Genomic DNA, 19,283 nt, shown 5'->3' with positions numbered 1-19,283 from the left:
GTGGGGTGCTGTCGCGCGGCCGGACCGTCAGATGGCTGCCTGCTCCGGCACCGTCCGGGGAGCGGGCACGCGCAGCTCCTCGTCGTCGCCGTCCAGGGCCCGGCCCTTGGTCTCCGGAGCCGCCACCGCCATCCACACGACGGCCACCAGCACGGCGAACCCCAGGACCGCGAACGTCACCGGGAGCCCCAGCACGGGCCACAGCACCGAGCCGAACAGCAGCGGGGCGAAGCCGGTGAGCGCCCGGCTGACCGACGAGGCCCAGCCGAAGCCGCTGGCCCGCAGGGGAGTGGGGTACAGCTCGGAGACGTACGCGTACATGGCGGGGATGGTGAGCTGCATCAGGAAGCCGAACCCGGCGATCGCCACGGCCGACCCGGTCGGCACCTTCATCACCAGCGCGAACACCACCAACGCGAGCGCCGCGAGCGGCGCCGAGATCCCGATGAGCCACTTGCGGCCGACGGCATCGACGAGCGCGGTGGAGACCAGGACGCCGATGATGCCGACACCGCTCATCAGGGTGGTGCTCATGAAGGCGGCCGTTTCACCGAGGCCCTCCTCCTTCAAGATGGACGGCAGCCAGCTCAGCGCCGCGTAGTAGACGAGCATGACCGTGGCGAACAGCAGCCAGGCCGCGGAGGTGATGCGCGGGCTGAACTTCCAGATCCGGCGCAGCTGTTCGGCCGCGGCGGCCACTCCGCGCACCCCGGTCTCGGCAACGGGCTCGGGGATGACGTACGGCTCGACAGGCGCGCCGGTGCGGGCGACGAGGTCGTCGATGACCTGCCGGGCCTCGGTCTCCCGGCCCTTCTTCGTCAGATAGATCGGCGACTCGGGGATGCCACGGCGCGCCCAGAACAGCAGCAGTGCGGGCAGCACCATCGTCGCCAGCATCCACCGCCAGTTCCCGTCGAGGGGCAGCATCGCCGTCGACACGAGCCCGCACAGCGTCACGCCGATCGGCCACCACAGGTCGAGCGCGGTCAGCACCCGGCCCCGGTACTTGCGCGGCGAGAACTCGCCCACCAGGGCATAGTCGACGGGGATGCAGCCGCCCAGCCCCACGCCGGCGAGGAAGCGCAGCGCGAGAAAGACCGGGTACGTCGGGGCGAGCGCGCCGAGCACCGAGAACAGGGCGAAGATCAGCAGCGTGACACTGAAGGCCTTCTTGCGCCCGATCCGGTCCGCGACCGCACCCCAGGCGACGGCGCCCACGGCCATGCCGACGAGGTTGGCGGTGGCCACGAGGCCGCGCCCGCCGAGCGAGAGGTCGAAGTGTGTGCCCAGCAGCGGCATGAGGAAGCCGTTCAGGGCGATGTCATAGGCGTCGAAGAGGTAGCCGAGACCACCGATGATGAAGATCTTTCCCTGGACGGACCATCTCCAGGGGAGTTCCTGAACGATCTGATCGCCTGTTTTCACGTTCGCTCCACGGTGTTGCGTGTCGGATACGTGCCGCACCATCGCGGACGCGCTGCTGGCGGCCCTGCCGTGCGGGTCTTGCGGGAAGCGTGCGGGTCTTGCGGGAGGGGTCTCAGCGGGCGAACTGGTAGGAGAACGCTCCGAGATCGGGATCGTTGAGCGGGGTGCCACCCCACAGCCAGTCGTACGAGAGGTCCGACTCGCCGTCGAAGGTCTTGAGCTTCTCGTCCCTGGCCCGCTGCTCGGGGCCGTCGGGCAGGTGGTAGAAGGTCTTGTTCTGCAGCGACGCGTCCTGGACCATCCCGGCGTGCTTGGCGCGCCGGTCGACATAGCGGCGCAGCGCCCCTTCGATGCCGTCGGCCGTGACCGCGCCGAGTTCCTCGGCGAGCACCGCGGCGTCCTCCATGGCCTGCGAGGCACCCTGCGCCTGGTAGGGCAGCATCGCGTGGCAGGCGTCGCCGAGGAGGGCTGTGCGGCCGTCCATCCACACCGGGTCGCGGCGCCGGTGGTAGAGCGCGAAGACGGAGACATCCTCCTTGGCCTTGGACAGCATCGCCGGCACACGGTCGTCCCAGCCGGGGAAGGCGTCGACGAGATCCTGCGCCGTCGCGGGAACGGCCCACTTCTCGCGGACCTCGTCCGTGCACGGTACGCAGGCCACGATGTTGAGGTACTCGCCGCCGCGGATCATGTAGTGGACGAGGTGCCGGTCGGGCCCGTACCAGATGGTGCTCTGGTAGCGGTCCACGAGCCAGCGCGTCGCCGGGTCGGCCGCGATCAGATCGCCCGGGATCAGCGCCCGGTAGGCCATCTCGCCGGAGAACAGCAGTGTGTCGGGGGCGCCCATCAGATCGCGTACCTGCGAACGGATGCCGTCGGCGCCGATGAGCGCGTCACCGGCGTAGCGCCGTCCGTCCTCGGTGACCGCCACGGGGCGTTCCGGGTCCGTGCGGTCCAGCTCGACGACCGTGCTCGCGGTGTGCACCTCCACGACGGGGCCCGGTCCCTCGGGGTCGAGGCACGCGTCCAGCAGGATGCGGTGCAGGTCGGCGCGGTGGTAGTGCCAGTAGGGGGCGTTGAACTCGTCCTTGCAGCGCTGCCCCAGCGAGGTCAGGCCGACGATGCTGCCGTCCTTCCAGCGGCGCCGCACCTGGTCGAGCGGCTCGGTGTGGATGGCCTCCATCTGCCGGCGCAGCCCGAGGCCCATCAGGATCCGGCTGGCGTTCGGCGCGGTCTGGATGCCCGCGCCGACCTCGCCGAGCTGCGACGCCTGCTCCAGGACGGTGACCCGCAGACCGCGCTGCCGCAGTGCCAGCGCGGCGGTCAGCCCGCCGAGACCTCCCCCGACGACGGTGACTTCGTACGACTGACTGGACGCCACTCTTCCTCCAACTCACGGGAGTGTACGGGTGATTCGTGCGCGAGGTGGTGGGCTCAACGGTCGGTGAGCTGCCCGTCGGTGACCACCTCGGTGCCATCGACCGAGACGGTGCAGCCGCGCATGGCGATGTCGAGATGGGCGTACGACTCGCGGGCCAGCACCGGGTGGGGGCCGGTCGACCAGAGGAAGTTCCCGGCGAACGCGCGGGCGTCCATGCCCATCAGATCGTCCTTGCCGTACATCGCGGTGGCGAACCAGTCGGCCGTGCGCATCAGGCCCCAGCCCATGTGGGAGAGGCTGCGCGCCCACTGGTCCTGCGCGTCCTCGAAGAACATGGACAGCATCTCGGACTCGGCGCCGCCGGAGACCTTCTCGATGTGCCCGCCGACGATCTGCAGCGTGACGGGGTCGCGTACGTACTCCTTGAAGGGCAGCAGGATGTCGCCCTCGGCCAGCACGATCTGCCCGTCGGAGATCTCCGGCCAGCACAGCACCATCGTGCTCGGCCAGTGGTCCCAGCGGCCCGGATCGTCGGCGAATCCGCACTGGAACTCCGGCTTGGCGCCCGCGAGCTGCACGGTCAGGTCGGTGCCGGCGTCCGAGGTGACCCGCATGACGGACGACCGCTTCAGCAGGTCGACACCTTCCTGCACCTCGGCCTTGTCGCCCTCCGCGGGCAGATTGCGGATGAGCACGTCGGGGGCGTCGCAGACGAAGATGATGCGGGTGCCGGCGCGCAGGATCTCCTGCTGGACCGGCGCGTGGATGAAGCCCTCGCGGGTCAGATCGACGACCAGGTCCGCGGACTTCAGCAGGTCCTGTGCGGTGCTGTCGTTGAGGACGGAGACCAGACCCGGGCCCGCACCGGTGTGGGTGCTCGGCATCGGTGCGGGGCTGCCGCCCGGCACGGTCGCGGCGATGACATGCGCACCGCACGCCTTCGCCGCACCGAAGGCCGCCGCCACGTAGTCGCCGCGGCTGCCGGGCTCCGAGAGTACGACGACATGCTCGCCGCTGCGCACCTTGCACAGCCGCAGCTCGCGGGTGAACGCGTCGAGCAGATCGACGGATGAAAGATCGAACACGGGGTTCCTCCCAGGGCTCGCTTACGGGTGCCGAGCACGGCCTGCGCGCCGGCCGCGGGCATGCGGCGGCCACGCTCAGGACGCGTCGATCGAAGGGAATGGGGGAGCGGGAGGCAGGGCGGACTCGCCCCGCCGTACAGGGGTTGAGCAGCGGATTCGTGACGGTGGGGGCCGCCCGATGGAGATAATCCGAACACGTACGATCTGGCTTGGCAAGGGGTCGTGCGTCGAGTCGACGCCGAACTTTCTGATGGCTCATCAGGGAAATCCCGCGCCCCGGGACTGACCTGGGCTTCGGTTCCTTGACCGCATCTCGGGCGCGCGTCACGCCCCGGTGAATGGTTCCGCGACTGTTTACGGTGCTCTCGACGTATGCGCCTGACGTATGTGCCGAGTGCCGTTCCGGTCACGCGCGGTCCTGCCGAGACAACCCGGCGTGGCATCGCCCCGGGCACCTCCGCCCCGCACGCCCTGCTCGGTGATCGCCCGGTCGGCCGCACGGATTGTTGCGCCGGGGCCGATCGGGGTACCTGGCCTTTGGCCGCGGACTCGCGGACTCGCGAACCCCATGAACCCTACGAACCCGAGAGCCTGGAAACCGAGGGAGCCGCTGTGAAGTTCGGTGTAGCAACCTTCATCACCGACCAGGGCATCGCGCCCACCGCGCTCGGGCGCGCCATCGAGGAGCGAGGGCTCGACTCCTTGTTCATCGCCGAGCACACACACATCCCGGTGGACCGCCGCTCGCCGTACCCGGGCGGTGGCGAACTGCCGGAGATCTACTACCGCACCCTCGACCCGTTCGTCGCGCTCAGCGCGGCCGCCGCGGTGACCGAACGGATCCTGCTGGGCACCGGCATCGCTCTGGTGGCACAGCGGGACCCGATCATCACGGCCAAGGAGGTGGCCTCCCTGGACCTTGTCTCCGGCGGACGGGCCGTCTTCGGGGTCGGTATCGGCTGGAACAGGGAGGAGATGGAGAACCACGGCACCGATCCGCGCACCCGGGGACGTCTCGTGGACGAGCGGCTGCGGGCCATGCGCGAGTTGTGGACGAAGGACAAGGCCGAGTTCCACGGGGAGTTCGTCGACTTCGACCCCGTCCACTGCTGGCCGAAGCCGGTCCAGCGCCCTCACCCGCCCCTCTTCGTGGGCGGCGGCGAGGCGGCCTTCCACCGGGTGGCCGATCTCGGCGACGCCTGGCTGGCCATCAGCCTGCCGCCCGAGCAGCTGGGGCCGCAGATCGACCGGCTGCGGAGCACCGCGGGCCGGGACGTGCCGGTGACCGTCTACGGGGTGGCGATCAAGCCCGAGATCATCGAGCAGTACACCCAGCTCGATGTGGAGCGGCTGCTGTTCTACCTGCCGACGAAGCCGGAGGCCGAGACACTGTCGTACCTGGACCGGTTCGCCGATACCGCGGAACGCTTCCGGTGAGCCGTCGGGTGCCACCGTGCCGAGGATGACGAGCGGCCGGGCCCGGGAGTGCTTCACCCGCGCCCGGATCGCCCGCCTCGCGACCATCGACGCCTCCGGCAGCCCGCACCTGGTCCCCGCGGTCTTCGCGCTCACCGGTGACACCGTGGTCTTCGCCGTGGACCACAAGCCGAAGCGGTCGGCCCGGCTCAAGCGGCTGGCCAACATCCGGGCCCACCCCGAGGTCTGCCTCCTGGTCGACGGCTACGACGAGGACTGGGACCGCCTGTGGTGGGCGCGTGCGGACGGCACGGCCGCCGTGCTGCCGCCGGCCGAGGGGTCGGCGGCGTCCGCGCGCTATGTAGGCCTGCTGACGCGGAAGTACCGGCAGCAGTACGCCGACCGCCCGCCGGAAGGGCCCGTGGTGGAAATCGCGGTGGCTCGCTGGTCCGGATGGCACGCCACCTGACGGCACCCTGTGCCTCGCCGCCGGTCGCGCTGCCTGATATCCGGGTCCCGGTCACAGGGCACCGAAGGGCCGGAAGGTCAGGACGAGCGATGAGTGGAACAGTGAGCTTCAACGAGGCAGGCTGTACCCATGCGGTCGCTCTTCCGCTCACCTCCTCGACCAGGAACGGGCGTCTATAGCCGGGGTCTGTTCACGCTCGGGCAGTGTGTGCCGTTCGCGATCGCCCTGCTCGTGGTGGGTATCGAGCTCTCACCTGCACACTTCCTGTATACCGGCCCGCTCCTCACCGCGACGCCGGCGCTGGCCGCGGTGACGATGGGCCCCAAAGGCACCCTCGCGGCAGCGGCTGTCGCTCTGGCGGTCAGCGTGACCACCGCCACCTATAACCATGCGTGGGGCGGCCAGCAGGTCTACACCAACTTGCTGGCTGTCTTGCTGGTGTCCCTGGCCAGTGTCACGACGAGTAGCGCCGTGCGTACGCGCAGGGAGGGCGAGCTCAACCAGGTCCGCCGGATCGCCGCGGCGGCACAAGAGGTCCTGCTGAGACCTGTGCCCGCCCGGTTGGGACCGGTGCGGGCGGCGAGCCTTTACCTAGCGGCCGAGAGGGGGGCGCAGATCGGCGGCGATCTGTACGAGGCCGTGCAGACCCGGTACGGGGTCCGGATGATCGTGGGCGACGTCCGGGGCAAGGGGCTGCCTGCCGTGCGCTCGGCCGCGGCGGTGCTGGGGGCGTTCCGGGAGGCCGTGCACTACGAGGAAGAGCTGGGGGAGGTGATGAACCACTGCGTCGCTGCGCTGCGACGGGAGGGCGCCGTGCCCGGTGCGGTCGACCAGGAAACCCGGTTGGAGGGTTTCGTCACCGCGATCGTGGTGCAGGTGCCGGACCGACCCGTGGTCGAGGTGGTCAACCGTGGCCATCCGCCTCCGCTGGTGCTGCGCCAGGGCAAGGTTCAGCCGCTGATGCCCACCTCCCTGCTGCCGCCCCTCGGCCTGGAAGACTTCATCACCGGTTCTACCAACACAGCGGAGAGTTATCCGTTCGTACCCGGCGACCGTCTGCTGCTGCATACCGACGGCGTGATCGAAGCCCGCGATCGTGACAACGCCTTCTTCGCCCTGCCCGAGGCCATGGAAGCGGTGCATGCCCGCACCCCGCAGGAGTTCCTGGAACAGCTGCACCAGGGGTTGATCCGACACACCCAGGGCCGCCTGGCCGACGATGTGGCGATGCTCCTCGTCGACCGGCTCGACGAAGAAGTCGGCGAACACGTCGGCGCGGCTGCCGCCGCACAACACCGTCGAGCGGGCGATCGACAAGCTGAAGCCGTTGAGAGCCGCGGCCACACGCCATGAGGGCGGATACCCCTACCTCGGCACCGTCACCGCTCAGCCTCTGGCCTCCGCCAACCTGGCCGCATGCGGATGCCGTTCCCGCCAGCGTGCGTACACAGGGCTGGCGGCGCACGTCTCCAGATAGCCGTCGGCGACTCTGCGGTGGATCGCGGCACCGTGTACGGCGAGCGGGCCGTCCCGGTGCCAGGCCAGAACATGCCGGTACCACAGAGGGTTTCCGGCCAGGGGACGGACAGTGACGCCCGGTGCCTCGATGAAGGTGGCCTGGCAGAGGCTGACGGCCAGGCCGGCCCGTACGATCTCGATCAACTGCCGCCCCTCGGCCTCGTACGGGGTGAACGGACGGCGATCCACCTGAGCGCAGACGGACGACCAGTATTCGCGAGTGCGGTCGCTGTCGGGGCGGGGGACCGCCCAGTCCTCGTCCATGAGTTGGGCCAGAGAGACCTCCTCCTGCGCCGCCAGCGGGTGGGCCGTCGGCAGGAGGGCGAAGACGGGCTCGGTGACGATCGGGTCGAGCACCACGCCCTCACGCGGCGGTAGCTCCTGGGCGGGATGGTCGCCGAGCACCGTCGCTTCCAGGCGGCCCGCCGCAAGGTCGTCGAGCAGAGTGGCGGGGGAGTACTGACAGCGTGAGGTCACCTCGGAGTGCGGCAGGAACTCCTTTACGGCCAGGAGGAGGTGGCCGAGCAATGGGGCGCCGACCGACCCGATGCGGACGCGGTCGGGGGCTGTCGTTCGGAGGGCGGCCCGGACGGTGTCGGCGAGGAGGCCGTCGATGCCCGGCAGGATGGCGTGGGCCCGGCTCAGCACCAGCTCGCCGAAGGGCGTGGGGACGGCGCCGGCCTGCCTCCGGTCGAACAGTGCTCCGCCCAGCATGGCTTCGATGCGGCGCAGTTGGGCGCTGATTCCCGGCTGGGTCATGCACAGGGCGGCGGCGGCACGAGTGAGGCTGCCCGCCTCGGCGATCGCGCAGACCACCCGCAGATGCCGTACCTCCAGATCCATGGCGTGGATGTTATGGAGCTACGACAGCTTTCGGACAGGGCCGTGCATCCGCAGTCTTATGTGAAATGTCACACACCGTACATCGAGAGGTAGTGATCCGGTGAGACTGCCCCACTCCTTGACGCCGGCGCACAGGGTGCTCCTGCCTGCGCTGCTCGCCGCCATGCTCCTACTCCTCCTCGGCACGCCGCCCGCCAAGGCGGCCGCAGCCGACCCATCCGCCTGCGCCCTGCGCGGCACCACCGGCTGGACGGACGAAGGCCACGACACCGACTACTCCGTCTTCCAGCGCCCCGCCGGCACCATCAAGGTCGGCATGATCTTCGTGGACTTCCCGGACGCCCCGGCCACCGAGTCCCCGGCCGACGACGCCGCGCAGCTCATGCCCGGCGCGGACTGGGTGTGGAACGCCTCGCACGGCAAGGCGTGGCTCGCCATCACCCAGCAGCAGCGCTGGGTACGGATGCCGCACAACTCCACCGACTACGGCTTCGCACGCGGTCTCGGCCACGAGGCGCACGAGGCGTACCTCAGGGATGCCGTGACGGCCGCCGACCCGCAGGTGGACTTCTCGCGGTACGACATGGTGTACGTCGTCGCGACGAGGAACGCGTCGGCGATCTCCTTCACCCCCACGTACGTGTACGACCCTGGCACGGCGGGTGTCGTCGCCGACGGCACCAGGATCAAGTGGGCGGTGACCTTCGGCCAGGACATGTGGCACTGGGGTCCCAAGCTGGTCGGCCATGAGACCGCCCACACCTTCGGGCTGCCGGACCTGTATGCCTTTGACACGGGCACCGATGGCCACCGGTTCGTCGGAGGCTGGGACGTGATGGGACTGGTCGGCGGGAAGGCGCCGCAGTATTTCGGCTGGGAGTCGTGGAAGCTCGGCTGGACCGATGACAGCCAGGTCCACTGCCGAGCCTCGGCGGGCAGCAGCACGGTGTATCTCACCGCGGTCGAGTACGGCAACGGCACCAAAATAGCCGTGGTGCCTACCGGACCGACGACCGCGTACGTCGTCGAATCCCGCCGGTCGGTCCAGGCGGACACGACGGCCTGTTCGACCGGCGCGCTGGTCTACAAGGTCGATACGTCCGTGCGGACCGGCTACGGACCGATCCAGGTCATGGACGCCAAACCCGGCGCCACCCCGGCAAGCGGATGCCGCCCGCTGGACGATGCCCCGTACTGGGCCGGTGAGTCCTTCACGGACTCCGCGGCCGGTGTACGGATCGACGTGCTGAGCGCCGATGGCTACGGAGAGTCGGTGCGCGTCACCAAGTCGTTGTGAAGGAACGGCGGTTGTGCCCCGGATTCCCTTGTGTGGATCCGGGGCACAACCGCTTTCAGGCCGCCTCGGGGAAGTGGCAGGCGACCTCCCGCCGCTCTCCCGCTGCCGCGATCCGCAGCAGCGGTGCCTCGGTTCGGCAGACGGCGCGGGCTTTGGGGCAGCGCGGGTGGAAGGTGCAGCCGGGTGGGGGTGCCGCCGGGCTGGGCGGGTCGCCGAGGAGCGTGATGCGCTCGCGGGCCCGTTCGGCTGCGGGGTCGGGCAGGGGCACGGCGGAGAGCAGTGCGCGGGTGTAGGGGTGGGCGGGGGAGGTGTACACCCGTTCCTTGTCGCCGATTTCGACGATCCGGCCGAGGTACATGACGGCCACGCGCTCGCAGACCCGCTTCACCACCGAGAGGTCGTGGGCGATGAAGAGGTAGGCGAGCCCCAGCTCCTGCTGGAGATGCTCCATGAGGTTGACGATCTGGGCCTGTACGGAGACATCGAGGGCGGAGACGGGTTCATCGGCGACGACCAGCCGGGGGTTGGTGGCGAGCGAGCGGGCGATGCCGATGCGCTGGGCCTGGCCGCCGGAGAACTCGTGCGGATAGCGGTCGATGTGCTCGGGGATGAGTCCGACCAGGTCCATCAGCTCGGCCGCGCGCTTGCGCGCATCGGCCGCCGAACTCCCTTGCACCAGAAGGGGATCGGAGATGATCCTGGCCACGGTCTGGCGGGGGTTGAGGGAGGAGTGCGGGTCCTGGAAGACCATCTGGAGCTCACGCCGCAGGGGTTTGAGCTCACGCTGGGAGAGGTGGCTGATGTCGCGGCCGTCGAAGGTGATCGAGCCGGTGGTGGGTTCGAGAAGCCGTACGATCATGCGGCCGGTGGTGGACTTGCCGCAGCCGGACTCCCCGACCAGGCCCAGCGTTTCCCCGGGCGCCACATCGAAGCTGATGCCGTCCACGGCCCGCACCGGAGCCGTACCGCGACGCCTTCCCGGGAAGGCCATCGTCACCTCCCGCACACTGAGGAGTGGCTGAGCTGTACTGGTCATGAGGCGACGCCTTCGTATGCGGGGAAGTGGCAGGCGGCCGGATGGCCGGCCGGTCCGGAGAGCAGGGGCCGTTCGGTCTCGCAGCGCAGTCGGTCGCTCGGGGAGGCGCCGGCCGCCCGGGCGCAGCGGGGCGCGAACGCGCAGCCGGGGGCGGGGGCCAGCAGGGACGGCGGGCTGCCGGGGATCGCCCGCAGCGGTACGTCGTCGGCGTCGTCGAGACGAGGGAGCGAGTCGAGCAGGCCCCTGGTGTAGGGGTGGGCAGGGGAGGCGAACAGGGTGTCCACCGGGGCCTGTTCGGCGGCGCGCCCGCCGTACATCACCAGGACCTCGTGGGCGACCCGGGCCACCACGCCCAGATCGTGGGTGATCATGACGACGGCGAGCCCGCGCTCCTCCTGCAGCCGGGCGATCAGCTCCAGGATCTGGGCCTGGACGGTGACATCGAGGGCGGTGGTCGGCTCGTCCGCGATGAGCAGCTCGGGCTCGCAGGCGAGCGCCATCGCGATCATCACGCGCTGCCGCATGCCGCCGGAGAAATGGTGCGGATACTCTCCGGCGCGGCGCTCGGGCTCGGGGATACCGACCTCGGCGAGCATCTCAACGGCCCGTTTGCGGGCCACCGAGCGGCGGGAGTTGAAGTGGACCCGGTGGTGTTCGGCGATCTGCTCGCCGACCGTGTAGTACGGGTGGAGGCTGGAGAGCGGGTCCTGGAAGATCATGGCCATCCGGCGGCCGCGCAGGCGGTTGAAATCCCGTTCGGGGATCCCCACCAGCTCCTGCCCGTCGAGGCTGATCGAACCGGTGACCGCGGCGCCGGTGTGCAGTCCGAGCACGGCCATCGAGGTCACCGACTTGCCGGAGCCCGACTCGCCGACGATGCCGAGCGTGCGGCCCCGGTGGACGTCGAAGCTGAGCGAGTCCACCGCCCGCACCGGCCCCCGCTTCGTTGCGAACGTGACGCTCAAGTCCCGTACGGAGAGCACTATCTGAGGATCAGTCATCAAAACCTCACCCTCGGGTCGACGGCGGCGTACAGCAGGTCGACGGCCAGGTTGGCGACGACGATGAAGGTGGCGGCGAGCAGTGTCACGCCGAGGATGACCGGCTGGTCGCCGGTCGACAGCGCGTTGTAGAAGAGCCGCCCGATGCCCGGCAGCCCGAAGATGGACTCGGTGATGACGGCACCCGCGAGCAGCCCGCCCAGGTCCATGCCGAACAGGGTCAGGATCGGGGTCATACCGGCCCGCAGCCCGTGCTTGACGACGACCGTGCGGCGCGGCAGGCCCTTGGCGCGGGCAGTACGGATGAAGGGCTCCGCCATCGTCTCGATCATCGAGCTCCGGCTCTGGCGCGCGTACATGGCCGCGTACAGGATGGCGAGCGCCAGCCACGGCAGCAGCAGATTGCTCGCCCAGTGCAGAGGATCGGTGCCGAAGGCCACGTACTGCGGATACGGGAGCAGCCCCGCGACCCGGATCAGTCCGTAGATCAGCATCATCGAGGTGAAGTACACCGGCAGCGAGGCGGCGCCGACCGCGCCGACCATCAGGACCCGGTCGACGACGGTGTCCTTGCGCAAGGCCGCGGTGACCCCGGCGGACAGGCCGAGCAGCAGCCACAGCACCGCCGCGCCGCACGCGAGCGAGGCGGATACCGGAAGCCGGTCCATCAGCAGGTCCCAGACGGACTCGCTGTTCTCGTACGAGTAGCCCAGGCACGGGAAGCCGCAATGCAGCGTGTACTGGCCGCTGCCCAGGGTGCGGCCGGTGAAGATGCCGCTGAGGAAGTCCCAGAACTGCTGCCAGATCGGCTGGTCGATACCCATGTGCGCGCGGATCGCCTCCAGGCGTTCGGCGCTGCACGACTTGCCGCAGGCCGCGGCGGCCGGGTCGGAGGGCAGGACGTAGAAGATGGTGAAGGTGACGGCGGCGATCGCGACCAGTACGCCGATCACGCCGATCAGCCGGCGGCTGAGGTAGCGGATCATGTGCGGCTTCCCCTCGGGTCGAGGATGTCCCGCAGCGCGTCGCCGAGCAGGGTGAACGCGAGCACGGTCAGGAAGAGGCAGATGCTCGGGATGACGAAGTACATGGGATCCGTGTCGTAGAAGGCGACGCTCTCGGCGATCATCTGGCCCCAGGAGGGGGTGGGCGGGCGGACGCCGACGCCTAGGTAGCTCAGCGCCGCCTCGGTGGCGATCATGCCCGGGATGATCAGGGTGGTGTACGCGATGACGGGCCCGGCGACGCCCGGAAGGATGTCGCGGCTGAGGATCCGCCAGGGCCCCGATCCGCCCACCCGCGCGGCGTCGACGTACTCGCGGTGCTTGAGCGAGAGCGTCTGGCCGCGGACCACGCGGGCGATGCCGGGCCAGCCGAACAGGCCGATGACGGCGATCATCAGGACGATCCGGTTGACGTCCTTGGCCACCGACATCATCGCGATCATGAAGATGAGGGAGGGGAAGGACATGGTCAGGTCCATGAGCCGGCTGAGGACCGCGTCGGTGCGGCCGCCGAAGTAGCCGGCCGCGATCCCGGCCGCCGTGCCCGCGACCACGACGATCGCGGTCGCGGTGAAGGCGATCAGCAGGGAGACCTGGGCGCCCTGCACGACACGGGCGAACAGGTCGCGGCCGGTGACCGGTTCGACGCCCAGCCAGTGGTCGGCAGAGATCCCGCCGAGCGGACCGATCGGCTGTCCGCCCAGGTAGGGGTCGACGGCGGTCTTGTCGAACTCATCGGGAGACCAGCCGCCGAGCCCGCTGAGCAGCGGGGCGCCGGCGGCCATGAGGACGAAGAGCACGACGATGACGAGGGAGACCTTGACGGAGGTGCGGCGGCGCAGTTCCGCGCGGGCCAGCTGCCAGGGGCCGCTGCCGGCCGGAACCTCCGCTGGTGCGGTTGCGGTGGTCATGATCTGACGGTCCCTCAGCCCTGGCTCTTGGAGGGGGCCTTGAGGCCGACCGTGGCGTAGTCGAGCTGGCCGCCGAAGGAGGTCTGGCCGTAGGCGCCGGCGATGTTGGTGCCGAGGACCAGTGGCCAACGGCGGACCAGGACCGGGACGGCCGGCGACTTGGCGAGGATCTCGCCGTCCAGCTTCCGCCAGGCGGCGTTGGCCTGCTTGGCATCGGTCATGGCGGCGATGTCGTCCATCCGCTTCATGGTCGGCTTGTCGCGGAAGAGCGAGTGGTTGCCGGAGTTGCCCTTCTCCTTGATGAAGCGGCCGTCGAAGACGAAGGGAAGGAAGGTGGATCCCGACGGGTAATCGGGACACCAGCCCGTGTACACCATGTCGGTACGGTTCTTGGTGTCGCCGATCGTCGCGTAGAACGCGGACGGGTCGACGGTCTCGATGGTGACCTTGATCCCGGCCTTGCCCAGCGACTGCTGGATCGCCTCGGCCCGCCCCTTGTCCCCGGTCGAGACGGTCATCTTCGTCTCGACCCCGTTCGGCTTGCCCGCCTCCTTCAGCAGCCGCTTCGCCTTCTCGACGTCACCGGTCGCGGGGATCTTCAGGGTGTCGGGCTGCTTGCCGTCGAAGAGGGTGGCGGGCATGTAGGCGGTGGACAGGTCATTGAACGCGGGTCCGCCGGAGGCGGTGAGCACCGAGTCCTTGTCGAGCGCGTACTGCACGGCCTGACGGACCTTCACCTCATCGAACGGGGCCTTCCCGGTGTGCATTTGGACCATGTCCGTGCAGTTGGTGGACTCGGCGATCAGCCGCTTCTTCACCTCCGCGTTCGGCAGCACCTTGGCCGCGCTCTCCGGCCGCAGCGCTCCCCAGGAGACGGCGGAGGCGTCCGGGCCCTGGCTGGCGATCAGCCGGTCGTCGATCTGGTTGGCCTTCAGCCCCATCACCACCACCAGCTTGTCCGGGTACGCCTTGCGCACCGCGTCGGTCGAGGCGGCCCAGTGGGTGTTGCGCACCAGCACCAGCTTCTTGCCGCGCTCGTACGACTCGATCTTGTACGGGCCGGAGGAGAACGGACGGTTGTCGTACTGCGGCCCCTTGTCCTGGCTCTTGGGCGTCGGGGCGAAGTTCGGCATCACCGTGGCGTTGGGGAACTCCGCGAAGGGCTTGCGGAGTTCGAAGACGATGGTGTGGTCGTCGGGTGTCTTGATGGAGTCGAGGTGCTTGCCCTGGGCCGGCCCCTGGTAGCCCTCGGCGCCGGCGAGGTAGCGGGCCGCGTAGTCGGAGCCGCCCGGCAGGTCGGGGGAGAAGGACCGCTCCACGTTGTACTTGATGTCCTGCGCGGTGACCGGCGTCCCGTCCTCGTACTTGACTCCCTTCTTGAGGTGGAAGGTCCAGGTCTTGGCGTTGTTGGACGGAGTGCCGAGGTCGGTTGCCAGGTCCGGGACCAGCTCACCGCCCGCCGTGCCGGGGGCCGCCTTGTAGGTCACGAGGGTGCGGTAGAGCAGCCGGGTCCCGAAATCCATGTCGCTCACGACCCAGTTGCGGGCCGGGTCGAGGTGGGTGAAGTCCTGATTGGACAGGACCGTGAGGGTGCCGCCCTTCTGCGGAGTGCCGCCCACTACGGCGCCTTGGTTGGCGGTCGCCGGGTTCTTGCCGCCGGAGCCGTGGCCCTTGGAGCCGGAACAGCCGGCCGCGCCGAATGCGGTGGTCGCCGCCAGGGCGGTGGCGACGGCGATAAGGGTGCGCTTTTTCATCAGTGGTCACTCCGAGAACAGTCGGCCAGCCAGAAGGGGCGCTGGAATGTGACCGGTAACATAGTAATGTGAAATTGCACTGACAAGGCGTCGGCACGTCCGTTACTCACTCGTGTCCGAGGTTGCCGCCCTCGCGGATGAGGTAGACACCTGGGATCCCGTGAAACCCTTGGCAACGTCAGTGCAATGTGAAATATTACTGCCGTGCCCACGAGAAACACTTCGGACGTCATCGTCGTCGGTGCGGGCGTGGTCGGCGCGGCCTGCGCCTACTACGCAGCCCGAGCCGGCCTCTCCGTCACCGTGATCGACCGCGGCCCCGTAGCGGGCGGCACCACGGGTGCCGGCGAGGGCAACCTCCTGGTCTCCGACAAGGAGCCCGGACCCGAGCTCGATCTCGCGCTGCTGTCCACCGAGTTGTGGCGGGAGCTGGCCGAACTGCTCCCGCCGCAGATCGAGTACGAACCCAAGGGCGGCCTCGTCGTCGCCTCCGGTGAGGCCGGGATGCGCGCCCTGCGCGACTTCGCGGCCGGACAGGAGGAGGCCGGTGTGCGGGCGGAGGAAATCCCGGGGGACCGGTTGCGGGACCTGGAGCCCCATCTGGCTCCCGGCCTGGCAGGCGGCTTCCACTACCGCCAGGATGCGCAGGTCATGCCGGCCCTGGCCGCCGCGCATCTGCTGCGCGCGGGCGGTGACCGGGTGCGCCTCAGGCTCGGGGAGGAGGTCACCGGTCTGCTGACCACGGCGGACGGATCGGTACGCGGGGTGCGTACGCTGGCCGGCGAGGTGCATGCCTCGTACGTGGTCAATGCGGCCGGCACCTGGGGCGGCGAGGTCGCCCGGCTCGCCGGTGTCGAGCTTCCTGTGCTGCCGCGACGCGGTTTCGTTCTCGTCACGGAACCGCTGCCGCGTGTGGTGCGGCACAAGGTGTACGCGGCCGACTATGTCGCCGACGTCGCCAGCGGCTCGGCGGCGCTCCAGACCTCGGCCGTGGTCGAGGGCACCGCGGCGGGCCCGGTCCTGATCGGTGCCAGCCGAGAACGGGTCGGCTTCGACCGTACGCTGTCGACCGAGGTGCTGCGCCGCCTGGCGGCCCAGGCCACCGCGCTGTTCCCGTTCCTGGCCGAGGTCCGGGCGATCCGGACGTATGCCGGGTTCCGCCCGTATCTGCCCGACCATCTACCGGCCATCGGCCCCGATCCACGAGTGTCCGGCCTGCTGCACGCCTGCGGTCACGAAGGCGCGGGGGTCGGTCTCGCCCCGGCCACCGGGCTGCTCATCGCGCGGTCCTTGAGCGAGGGCGAACCTCCCCTGGACATGAGCCCGTTCAGCCCCGCCCGCTTCGAAGCTGCCGTCTGATCCGTCCACCAAGAGAGGAGGCCCGCAGTGGCCCGTACCCCCGCCGAACTGGTAGGGGCGAACCCCGGCTCGTCCTTCGAGATCACGATGGACGGCCGTCCGGTTACCGCCCTGCCCGGGCAGTCCGTCGCCGCGGCCCTGTGGTCTGCAGGCATCCTCGCCTGGCGCACCACTCGCAACGCCGGCCGCCCGAGGGGTGCCTTCTGCGGCATCGGGCAGTGCTACGACTGCCTCGCCACCATCAACGGAGAGCCCAACCGCAGGGCATGTCTGGTGCCCGCCCGCCCTGGCGACGTGATCATCACCCAGGAGGGAAACGGCCATGCCCGCCTCAGCGTTTGACCCGTACGACCTCGCGGTGATCGGAGCGGGCTCCGCCGGTCTCGCGGGCGCCGTCACGGCAGCCGGACTCGGCCTGTCCGTGGTTCTGCTGGACGCCTCACCCCAGACCGGTGGGCAGTTCTACCGGCACCCTGCGCGGGCCATCGGCGCGGCGCGGCCCGAGGCCCTGCACCATGACTGGCGGGCCTTCGCGGAGCTGCGCCGGCGCCTGGAGGAGAGCGACGTCAGCCATCTCGCCGGACACCATGTCTGGGCGGTCACGAAGGAGGACGGTGAGCCATGGGCGGTGCATGCCGTCACCGGGGCCGACGGCACCGCGGAGCGGTCGGTGCGGGTGCGGGCCCGTACGGTCCTGCTCGCGACCGGCGCGTACGAACGCCAACTGCCCTTCCCCGGCTGGACCTTGCCGGGTGTCGTGGGCGCCGGGGGAGCGCAGGCCATGCTCAAGTCCGGTCTGGTGCTGCCCGGTAAGCGCGTGGTCGTGGCGGGCAGTGGGCCCCTGCTGCTCGCGGTCGCCTCCTCGCTCGCCACCGCCGGCGCACAGGTCCCGGCCGTGATCGAGGCGTCCGGCTATCTGGGATACGCCCGTCACCCCCGCGCGCTCGCGGCCAACCCGCAGAAACTGGTCGAGGCGGCGGTCCACGGTGCCGCGCTGCTGCGGCACCGGGTACGGCTGCGCACCCGCAGCGCGGTCACCGAGGTGCACGGCACCGACCGGGTGGAGGCCGTCACCGTCACCCGGCTCGACCGCGACTGGCGGCCCGTACGGGGGGCGGGCCGGCGGATCGAGTGTGACGCGCTCGCGGTGGGGCACGGCCTTGCCCCGCAGATCGAGCTGGCCACCACACTCGGCTGCGCCACCCGCCCCTTGGTCGACGGGACCTCCGCCCTGGCCCTGGACGACCTTCAGGAGACCTCGGTGCGTGGCCTGTGGGCGGCGGGGGAGACCGGGGGAGTCGGTGGCGCGCAGCTCGCCCGCTCGGAAGGGGAACTGGCCGGGCTCGCGGCAGCCGCCAGAGTGTACGGGCACCCCGTCCACGAGGGCCGCGTTCGCGAGCTGCAACGCGGCCGGGACCGGATGCGCGCCTTCGCCGAGGCGATGGCTCTCAGCCATGCTCCGGCAGCGGGCTGGACGGGCTGGCTGACCGACGACACCGACGTGTGCCGCTGCGAGGAAGTGACCGCCAAAAGCATCCGCGAAGCCGTCACCGACCTCGGGGCCCGCGACGCGCACACCGTCAAACTCCTCACCAGGGCCGGCATGGGCTGGTGCCAGGGGCGGATGTGCGGGGCGGCCGTAGCGTGCCTGGCGGCACGCGAAGCGGCCGTGGAACCACCTGCCGAACGCCGCCCGTTCGCCGTGCCCGTGCCGCTCTCGGCACTCGCTTCGCTCGACGCACCCACCGGGATCCGGCCCGACGCTGACCCGGGCGTCGACGACTGACCCGCGGTCCGCCCTTGTGGGCGCCGCATCCATCAGTAAAATGTCACACACTATCGAAGGGTTCACCGGCATGACCGCCACCACCTGGAACAGCACCCGTCCCTGGCGCGGAATCATGGTCGCCACCACGCTGCCCCTGCACGACGATCTGTCCGTCGACCACGAAGCGTACGCCGAGCATGTCCGCTGGCTGATCGACAACGGCTGCGACGGCGTCGTCCCGAACGGCTCGCTCGGCGAGTACCAGACCCTCACCGACGAGGAGCGGGCCCGCGTGGTGCGCACCGCGGTCGAAGCGGCGGGCGACGGCGCGCGGGTCATGCCCGGAGTCTCCGCCTACGGCAGCGCCGAGGCCCGGCGCTGGGCGGAGCAGGCGGGCGAAGCGGGCTGCGGCTCGGTCCTTCTGCTGCCCCCGAACGCCTACCGGGCCGACGAGCAGGCCGTCATCGCCCACTACGCCGAGGTCGCCAAGGCGGGGGTGCCGGTCGTCGCGTACAACAACCCCATCGACACCAAGGTGGACCTGACGCCCGGGCTGCTGGCCCAGCTGCACCAGAACGGCAGCATCGTCGCCGTCAAGGAATTCACCGGCGACGTACGGCGCGCCTACGAGATCGCCGAACTCGCCCCGGAACTGGACCTGTTGATCGGTGCGGACGACGTCCTGCTCGAACTCGCCGTGGCCGGTGCGGTCGGCTGGATCGCCGGATACCCCAACGCCTTCCCCGCCACCTGCGCCGAGCTGTACCACGCCGCCGTCGCCGGTGACCTGGCCACCGCCCTGCCGCTCTACAAGTCCCTGCACTCGCTGCTGCGCTGGGATTCGAAGACCGAGTTCGTCCAGTCGATCAAGCTGTCCATGGACATCGTCGGCCGCCGTGGCGGCCCCACCCGCCCGCCGCGCTTCCCTCTCACGGGGGAGATCGAGGCCGGAGTCCGGGCCGCCACCGAGAAGGCCGTCGCCGACGGTCACCGCTGACCACCCCCGCGCTGCTGCG

The 19,283-nt window shown here is 70.1% G+C and carries 17 protein-coding genes; 8 read left to right on the top strand and 9 right to left on the bottom strand.

The window, feature by feature from the left end; genetic code table 11:
- Positions 1 to 27: 27 nt before the first annotated feature.
- The 3 genes from KI385_RS04340 to KI385_RS04330 form a co-directional block, all read right to left on the bottom strand.
- Positions 28 to 1,425 (bottom strand): MFS transporter, encoded by a 1,398-nt coding sequence (locus KI385_RS04340; RefSeq protein ID WP_238570899.1) that lies wholly within the window; start codon positions 1,423 to 1,425, stop codon positions 28 to 30.
- 112 nt (positions 1,426 to 1,537) lie between these two features.
- Positions 1,538 to 2,806, bottom strand: a complete 1,269-nt coding sequence (locus KI385_RS04335; RefSeq protein ID WP_238570898.1) for an FAD-dependent monooxygenase — start codon at positions 2,804 to 2,806, stop codon at positions 1,538 to 1,540.
- 53 nt (positions 2,807 to 2,859) lie between these two features.
- Positions 2,860 to 3,891 (bottom strand): 2,5-dihydroxypyridine 5,6-dioxygenase NicX family protein, encoded by a 1,032-nt coding sequence (locus KI385_RS04330; protein WP_238570897.1) that lies wholly within the window; start codon positions 3,889 to 3,891, stop codon positions 2,860 to 2,862.
- Between the two features lie 612 nt (positions 3,892 to 4,503).
- Here KI385_RS04330 and KI385_RS04325 point away from each other — a divergent pair.
- The 3 genes from KI385_RS04325 to KI385_RS04315 all read left to right on the top strand — a co-directional run bounded on the left by KI385_RS04325 (position 4,504) and on the right by KI385_RS04315 (position 7,129).
- Entirely contained in the window at positions 4,504 to 5,328 is an 825-nt protein-coding gene (locus KI385_RS04325; RefSeq protein WP_238570896.1) for an LLM class F420-dependent oxidoreductase, read from the top strand.
- A 16-nt stretch (positions 5,329 to 5,344) separates the two neighbouring features.
- The gene (locus KI385_RS04320) at positions 5,345 to 5,776 is read left to right on the top strand and encodes a TIGR03668 family PPOX class F420-dependent oxidoreductase (RefSeq protein ID WP_238570895.1); all 432 of its coding nucleotides are present in this window, start codon (positions 5,345 to 5,347) and stop codon (positions 5,774 to 5,776) included.
- A 129-nt stretch (positions 5,777 to 5,905) separates the two neighbouring features.
- Entirely contained in the window at positions 5,906 to 7,129 is a 1,224-nt protein-coding gene (locus tag KI385_RS04315) for a PP2C family protein-serine/threonine phosphatase (RefSeq protein WP_425356865.1), read from the top strand.
- Positions 7,130 to 7,162: 33 nt separating this feature from the next.
- Here the strand turns inward: KI385_RS04315 and KI385_RS04310 are convergent, their stop codons facing one another.
- Complete coding sequence (locus KI385_RS04310) at positions 7,163 to 8,137, bottom strand: LysR family transcriptional regulator (protein WP_238570893.1); 975 nt, start codon at positions 8,135 to 8,137, stop codon at positions 7,163 to 7,165.
- A gap of 100 nt (positions 8,138 to 8,237) precedes the next feature.
- Between KI385_RS04310 and KI385_RS04305 the strand changes: the two genes are divergently transcribed.
- Entirely contained in the window at positions 8,238 to 9,434 is a 1,197-nt protein-coding gene (locus tag KI385_RS04305; protein WP_238570892.1) for a M6 family metalloprotease domain-containing protein, read from the top strand.
- A 55-nt stretch (positions 9,435 to 9,489) separates the two neighbouring features.
- Here the strand turns inward: KI385_RS04305 and KI385_RS04300 are convergent, their stop codons facing one another.
- Genes KI385_RS04300 through KI385_RS04280 form a run of 5 tightly spaced genes read right to left on the bottom strand, consistent with a single transcriptional unit; the run spans position 9,490 to position 15,140 of the window.
- Positions 9,490 to 10,470, bottom strand: a complete 981-nt coding sequence (locus tag KI385_RS04300; RefSeq protein ID WP_238570891.1) for an ABC transporter ATP-binding protein — start codon at positions 10,468 to 10,470, stop codon at positions 9,490 to 9,492.
- Positions 10,467 to 11,471 carry an ABC transporter ATP-binding protein gene (locus KI385_RS04295; RefSeq protein WP_238570890.1) on the bottom strand — a complete coding sequence of 335 codons (1,005 nt, stop codon included), beginning with the start codon at positions 11,469 to 11,471 and terminating at the stop codon, positions 10,467 to 10,469. Before KI385_RS04295 ends, KI385_RS04300 begins: the two co-directional genes overlap by 4 nt.
- Complete coding sequence (locus KI385_RS04290) at positions 11,471 to 12,457, bottom strand: ABC transporter permease (protein WP_238570889.1); 987 nt, start codon at positions 12,455 to 12,457, stop codon at positions 11,471 to 11,473. The genes KI385_RS04295 and KI385_RS04290 overlap by 1 nt, the downstream gene beginning before the upstream one ends.
- Positions 12,454 to 13,386, bottom strand: coding sequence for an ABC transporter permease (locus KI385_RS04285; protein WP_238570888.1), 933 nt, complete (start codon positions 13,384 to 13,386; stop codon positions 12,454 to 12,456). Before KI385_RS04285 ends, KI385_RS04290 begins: the two co-directional genes overlap by 4 nt.
- A gap of 14 nt (positions 13,387 to 13,400) precedes the next feature.
- Positions 13,401 to 15,140: an ABC transporter substrate-binding protein gene (locus KI385_RS04280; RefSeq protein ID WP_238570887.1), complete on the bottom strand. Its 1,740-nt coding sequence runs from the start codon at positions 15,138 to 15,140 to the stop codon at positions 13,401 to 13,403.
- 204 nt (positions 15,141 to 15,344) lie between these two features.
- Here KI385_RS04280 and KI385_RS04275 point away from each other — a divergent pair, with 204 nt between their 5' ends.
- The 4 genes from KI385_RS04275 (at position 15,345) to KI385_RS04260 (ending at position 19,264) form a co-directional block, all read left to right on the top strand.
- Positions 15,345 to 16,499 (top strand): NAD(P)/FAD-dependent oxidoreductase, encoded by a 1,155-nt coding sequence (locus KI385_RS04275; protein ID WP_238570886.1) that lies wholly within the window; start codon positions 15,345 to 15,347, stop codon positions 16,497 to 16,499.
- Between the two features lie 27 nt (positions 16,500 to 16,526).
- On the top strand, positions 16,527 to 16,841 hold the full coding sequence (locus tag KI385_RS04270; protein WP_238570885.1) for a (2Fe-2S)-binding protein: 315 nt from the start codon (positions 16,527 to 16,529) through the stop codon (positions 16,839 to 16,841).
- Entirely contained in the window at positions 16,822 to 18,285 is a 1,464-nt protein-coding gene (locus KI385_RS04265) for an FAD/NAD(P)-dependent oxidoreductase (RefSeq protein ID WP_238570884.1), read from the top strand. The genes KI385_RS04270 and KI385_RS04265 overlap by 20 nt, the downstream gene beginning before the upstream one ends.
- 70 nt (positions 18,286 to 18,355) lie before the next feature.
- Entirely contained in the window at positions 18,356 to 19,264 is a 909-nt protein-coding gene (locus KI385_RS04260; RefSeq protein WP_238570883.1) for a dihydrodipicolinate synthase family protein, read from the top strand.
- Positions 19,265 to 19,283: the final 19 nt, after the last annotated feature.

This window comes from Streptomyces inhibens (assembly GCF_022221585.1).
Lineage (GTDB): Bacteria > Actinomycetota > Actinomycetes > Streptomycetales > Streptomycetaceae > Streptomyces > Streptomyces inhibens.
This window is presented reverse-complemented; position numbering and strand designations above follow the sequence as displayed.